Source organism: Acinetobacter sp. HR7, assembly GCF_000773685.1.
GTDB classification, from domain to species: Bacteria; Pseudomonadota; Gammaproteobacteria; order Pseudomonadales; family Moraxellaceae; genus Acinetobacter; species Acinetobacter thermotolerans.
The window spans coordinates 1-5,057 of sequence record NZ_JPQO01000111.1 but is presented as its reverse complement, the minus strand read 5'-3'; the positions used below and the strand labels follow the sequence as shown (position 1 = coordinate 5,057).

Here is a 5,057-nt window from a genome sequence, read left to right as displayed (position 1 = left end):
GGATTCAGCGGACGCTTACAGCCTTTCTAATGGTTTCATCAAAATTTGAACTGGAAAGCATTGCCTGATGATGCTTTATGGCTTGTAAACAGTAACTCACCGCTACACCTAAACTGACCCAAGTTAAAATTTTCATTACTTACCTCAACTGTATTCAACTTAAGCCTTAAACTAGCATCCCTATTTGTAGCCTTCTAATCCAGTTTGGAAAGTTTTATATTGTGTATGTAATTGATATGTATATGAGTTAATACGAGTTCATTAGAAAATAAACGATTTGCAATCATTGCAATTAACCACATACAAGCAATGAATATTCAGTTACAAAACTTATTTAATAGTTATTGCATACAGTTCATATAGAAAGTGCCTGAATAGATCTCTCTATTTCAATAAAGGAAACTTATTAAAAGGTCATCTTGATCTTGTTTTACAAATCATTGTTTAACCATAGCCAAATTGAATCACTCTTATTTCAGTCCAACTACTGCTACAAGGAAAATTGTCATTACGTTTTTAAACGGCAAGCAATTCACAAAAGTTCTAAGCTGGTTTTCATATATAAGAATTAAAAAGCTAGAGGATCGAAATGTGCTCAAACTATGAATTCCCCACAAAACAGGGTTTGTCTTTACTTGGTATTCATGAAGACCAGCTGGAATTAAATCTGCCGAGACATGTCTATCCTCTGGCACCTGCCCCTATTATCATGCGCGGCGCCGATGAATTAGAACTAGATATTGCCCGCTTTGGTCTGATTCCGGCATGGGCAAAAGAATTCAAATATGGGCGCCATACCTATAATGCCCGTTCTGAAACGGTAGCTACCAAACCGAGTTTTCGGCATGCTTGGAAGCATAATCAGTTCTCACTGGTACCGGTAGATACCTTTTATGAACCTAAATACATTGATGGTGAAGCGCATTGGTATGCCATATCACGTGCCGACGGCGATCCTTTTACTGTCGCAGCGATTTATGATGATACGATGATTGAAGGTGAAAAAATCAGGTCTTTTTCCATGCTCACCATCAATGCTGATCAGCATCCCTTTATGCGGGAGTTCCACAAACCAACCGATGAAAAACGCTCAATTATTGTCATTCCGGAAGATTTACGCCAGGATTGGTTACATTGCACGCATGAAGAAGCAAAAGATTTTTTTCTGGAAATGAAAGATGAATTTATTGCTGAACCAAAACAACCTGAGACAGTGAAAGCAAGACATCATGCTAAACCTTCTTAATCGGCATTTCATAAGAAATATTTTCTATATCTCAGTCCTCTTTTAGTGATTAAAAGGCCCAATCGAGATCGAGCTTTATCTATTCTTTCTCATCGACTTCGATTGGATCACTATTCTCAGGTCGACTACGATGTTTGGCATCATCGGCCGGATCGACACTGGAACCATCTTCAGTAATGGTGTTGTACAACTCATCCTCTCTTTTATCATCGATAAACTCTTCATCCTCAAAATCTAGTGGTTCATCATCATTATCAAAATCGAGCGGTTTTTCTTCGTCTTTCATGGCAGTTTATCCTATCATTCATTCGATAGTTTCATGCTCAAACAATGATCCGGCTCATTCAATATGACAGTAACAGTAATTATGTAACTTTCATCGTTTGATAAGCCTTAAATGCAACACATTTGAACTATATTCATATAGTGAACTTACATAATCGTCGCTGTTTTGGATTTATTTTAATAAGGTAGCATTTATAGATGATTCATTATGCTTTACGGCGTTAATGAGGTGAATATGGGTGTAAAAGATGTCATTTCATCAGCTGGGCGTAATCTGCATACGATTATCATTACTGCCGAAGAAGATGATGGCAGCATTGAATCGCGTGAGGCAGAACCCTATAGCTATCGACGTAAAGGCAAAACAGAAAAGTTTTTCTGTTATGACATTCGTCGGGAAGGTATCCGTAATTTCCATGTTTCCAAAATTATTTCAGTAGAAGAAACTGAGAATGAGTTTTACCCGCGCTGGCCTGTCGAAGTTTGAAGAAACTAATAAATATATTTTATTTTAATGGATAAAAAAAGCCCATACTGGATATGGGCCGATTCTCTAAGGAACTTAACATAGAGAAAAAAGAAACTACAGCGTTTCTTTATGATTAATTTATATCCAATTTCTAATTTTTTCAGTGATGAAATCTGCCAAAAATCATGCCCTAATTCCTTATAAAACCTGAATAAACATTACTTTTCACATTATTTGGTTTGCAAAAAATAACAACCCCTATCTTTTTGGTGCATTTTTAACTAATTTTATTTTGAAAGTTCACATGTAATTTATTCTTCTGATAAAAGAAAACCACCAGTTACGGTGGTTTTCTTAATTTCAACATTCAACAATTAGCGTTGTTGGCTTTGGTTTTGCTGATTAGGCTGTTGCTGTTGTTGCAAATCCTGCTGATCTTGCTGGTTTTGCTGATTTTGTTGACGTTGATTTGGGTTTTGTTGATTCTGTTGCTGTTGATTTGGGTTTTGCTGATTAGGCTGTTGCTGTTGTTGCTGATTTGGATTTTGCAACTGATCTTGCTGATTCTGTTGACGCTGCTGTTGGTTCTGATTCGGATTTTGTTGGTTTTGGTTAGCCATGTGAGACACTCCTTTTTCCTTTATATATTAAATGAACCGACATTTAACGAGTTCAATGTTCACTCTACAGCGTTCTGCACAAACTCCAAGTCATAAGCTGTTACAGGTTAATTCAATGTAAAATAATTTCTTGTAACCTATTGATAGCAAGTCTTTATTATTACAATATTTACTAAAGACTTTTACTTATATAACCATTGATACTAAGTAAGTTTGATGAAATAAATATATTAAAATCATTTAATGAATTTAAACTCTAATACCCCACTCTATTATTTATGTTAATAAAGTACTAAATTTCTTTAATATAAAAAATTATTTTTTTTAATTTTCTAACAGAATTAGAATTTGTTCTGAATAAAGAAAGAATCTATATATTGCATTAAAAGGAAATAATCTTTTAAAGAAGATAAGAAAGAGATCAAAAATAGAGTACTACTGCCTTAGCACTGATGTTCTAAGCTTTAGAGATGAATTTTTAAGAAAATCTTGCTTTCAGTATTTATAGGGTTTGTAACCATTGATTCAGTTAAACGTAAAATTTCTTTAATTTGTCATCTCATCTAGGAATGAATATTATTTAATAATCTTCATTATAGAATTCTATTCTTAGAAATCACCAAAGAATATACTTTTGTATTCCATAAATAAAAAATAGAGTATATAAATAATTTAGTAATTAAATATTTAACACACTATTATTTAAAAAGCCTCCTCTCAAGAGGCTTTTTAAATTGATTTTCTGTCTCTATTAAATCGCGACTACTTTAACAATAATCGTTTGCGTGTCTTCTTTTTCTTCTGGAAGCTGTAATCGTTTTAGCTCTTTGCTTTTCACTTTAAATTGTAGATTCTGATATGTGATCACTGCTGGAATTTGATCAAAATACTGGTTATCTGCATCAATTTCTTCCTGAAATAATGGGGTACCCAACTGATAGTCCAGACTTTTTAGGACTACATATTTCACTGTAGTTTTCATTGTGACTTCCTACTTTCATTAAGCACTTTATTTTTATTTTTACCACTGTTCCCCGCTCGATGATACCGTTAAATTCAATTTTCGATTAACAGTTGAGCGAATAGCTGACTGGCATGTCATCATTCCTTATCCTAGTTCAAAAAACGTATTTTCTTTAAGCAATCTTTAGATAAATGTGTACTAACGTAATGGCTGTTGAACAAGCTCGTTTTGCCCGATACATTAGATGTATCTGAATAAAATAAAAATGAACGCCATGTTAAAAGACTGTTGTGATTTACTCGAACAAAAAGGCCTAAAAGTCGCATTTGTGGAAAGTGCCAGCTCCGGTTATCTAAGCAGCCAGTTTTCCATTTATAAAGAATGTGGTGCACAGATCCTACTTGGCGGTCTGGTCTGCTACGACCCTGAATTAAAGATGGATATTCTCGGCGTGCCCAAAGAGCTGATTGACCAATATACAGCTGAATCGATGGAAGTGACTCAAGCACTCGCCACATCTGGGAAAAAACTATTTAAAGAAGCGGATATAATTGTGGCTTGTACAGGCTTGCTTAAACCAGGTGGCAGTGAATGTAAAGAGAAGCCTGTCGGCACCTTCTTTATTTCTATTTTCTATCAAGATCAAACTCATGACTACCGTTACCTAATTGACCACGGTGCACCTGAAGAACGTTTAGATATACTCACAGAAAAAATTGCAGATCAAATGAGTGAATTGATTAATGCTAAAGTGACTTAAACAAAATTCAACTGAATATAGTTCATGAGGAATATGATGCAAGGAAAGCCAATTTTATTTACATCACTGATGATGTTAAGCCCTTTCAGCATGGCGACTGTCGGTGGTCCTGAAACAATTGAAGTTCTGGGCTATGATCAAAAAGACCAAAAAATCTTTTTCATCCGACAATACCATAATCAGTTTGGTCATCTGCCACAGCTGTATTATTACCAGCTGAATTCCAGAACACCGCAAAAGCTCATTGAGGTGAAATCGATTTATAAAAATCTGGATAAAAAGCTGCCTCAAGCTGAAAAACAGCTTCAGCAGGAATTAAAGAAAATTCAAACCCGATTAATCCCTTTAGAGTCGATTCCTGTTTCCTCATTCAAAATACAGAGGTTAAAACAGAAAGTGACTGAAGGTGATTTCTGGCAATATAACCATCCGGATGATGCCTTTATCCTGAAAAAATATGAGCAGACCTATCAGGTCTGTTCGCAACATGTATCTAGTCCGGTGTTAAGCAGTACCAGCTATATCAATCCGGCATTACATATTAGCAGCGCATGGCAGATCCCGAATCGTTCAGCTCAACTGGCGATCGTAGAGTATCAAGGTATTAATATGGAGAGTGGCTATAGCAAACAGGATGCTGCTTTACTGCTGCCACAAACTGCAAAATCAAAAACAAAATGCTGATTATGAAGAATATAGGACTTACGCACTAT

The 5,057-nt window shown here is 35.3% G+C and carries 7 protein-coding genes; 4 read left to right on the top strand and 3 right to left on the bottom strand.

Features of this window, described 5'->3' with window-relative positions; translation table 11 throughout:
* Positions 1-589: 589 nt before the first annotated feature.
* Positions 590-1,246 carry an SOS response-associated peptidase gene (locus GW12_RS05825; RefSeq protein WP_034584708.1) on the top strand — a complete coding sequence of 219 codons (657 nt, stop codon included), beginning with the start codon at positions 590-592 and terminating at the stop codon, positions 1,244-1,246.
* A 79-nt stretch (positions 1,247-1,325) separates the two neighbouring features.
* Here the strand turns inward: GW12_RS05825 and GW12_RS05820 are convergent, their stop codons facing one another.
* Positions 1,326-1,532: a hypothetical protein gene (locus GW12_RS05820; protein ID WP_034584705.1), complete on the bottom strand. Its 207-nt coding sequence runs from the start codon at positions 1,530-1,532 to the stop codon at positions 1,326-1,328.
* Positions 1,533-1,766: 234 nt separating this feature from the next.
* Here GW12_RS05820 and GW12_RS05815 point away from each other — a divergent pair, with 234 nt between their 5' ends.
* The gene (locus GW12_RS05815) at positions 1,767-2,018 is read left to right on the top strand and encodes a WYL domain-containing protein (protein ID WP_034584703.1); all 252 of its coding nucleotides are present in this window, start codon (positions 1,767-1,769) and stop codon (positions 2,016-2,018) included.
* A gap of 356 nt (positions 2,019-2,374) precedes the next feature.
* Here the strand turns inward: GW12_RS05815 and GW12_RS05810 are convergent, their stop codons facing one another.
* Positions 2,375-2,620 (bottom strand): hypothetical protein, encoded by a 246-nt coding sequence (locus GW12_RS05810; protein WP_034584700.1) that lies wholly within the window; start codon positions 2,618-2,620, stop codon positions 2,375-2,377.
* Positions 2,621-3,371: 751 nt separating this feature from the next.
* A complete protein-coding gene (locus GW12_RS05805) occupies positions 3,372-3,602 on the bottom strand; it encodes a hypothetical protein (protein WP_034584697.1) in 231 nt (76 codons plus the stop codon).
* Between the two features lie 256 nt (positions 3,603-3,858).
* Here GW12_RS05805 and GW12_RS05800 point away from each other — a divergent pair, with 256 nt between their 5' ends.
* Positions 3,859-4,344, top strand: coding sequence for a CinA family protein (locus GW12_RS05800; RefSeq protein ID WP_034584694.1), 486 nt, complete (start codon positions 3,859-3,861; stop codon positions 4,342-4,344).
* A 36-nt stretch (positions 4,345-4,380) separates the two neighbouring features.
* Positions 4,381-5,028, top strand: a complete 648-nt coding sequence (locus GW12_RS05795; RefSeq protein ID WP_052127887.1) for a hypothetical protein — start codon at positions 4,381-4,383, stop codon at positions 5,026-5,028.
* Positions 5,029-5,057: the final 29 nt, after the last annotated feature.

Bases quoted from the DNA above. Each gene is read 5' to 3' on its own strand.
- GW12_RS05815 (WP_034584703.1), top strand. From the start codon at position 1,767: ATGGGTGTAAAAGATGTCATTTCATCAGCTGGGCGTAATCTGCATACG.
- GW12_RS05805 (WP_034584697.1), bottom strand. From the start codon at position 3,602: ATGAAAACTACAGTGAAATATGTAGTCCTAAAAAGTCTGGACTATCAG.
- GW12_RS05825 (WP_034584708.1), top strand. From the start codon at position 590: ATGTGCTCAAACTATGAATTCCCCACAAAACAGGGTTTGTCTTTACTT.
- GW12_RS05795 (WP_052127887.1), top strand. From the start codon at position 4,381: ATGCAAGGAAAGCCAATTTTATTTACATCACTGATGATGTTAAGCCCT.
- GW12_RS05800 (WP_034584694.1), top strand. From the start codon at position 3,859: ATGTTAAAAGACTGTTGTGATTTACTCGAACAAAAAGGCCTAAAAGTC.
- GW12_RS05810 (WP_034584700.1), bottom strand. From the start codon at position 2,620: ATGGCTAACCAAAACCAACAAAATCCGAATCAGAACCAACAGCAGCGT.
- GW12_RS05820 (WP_034584705.1), bottom strand. From the start codon at position 1,532: ATGAAAGACGAAGAAAAACCGCTCGATTTTGATAATGATGATGAACCA.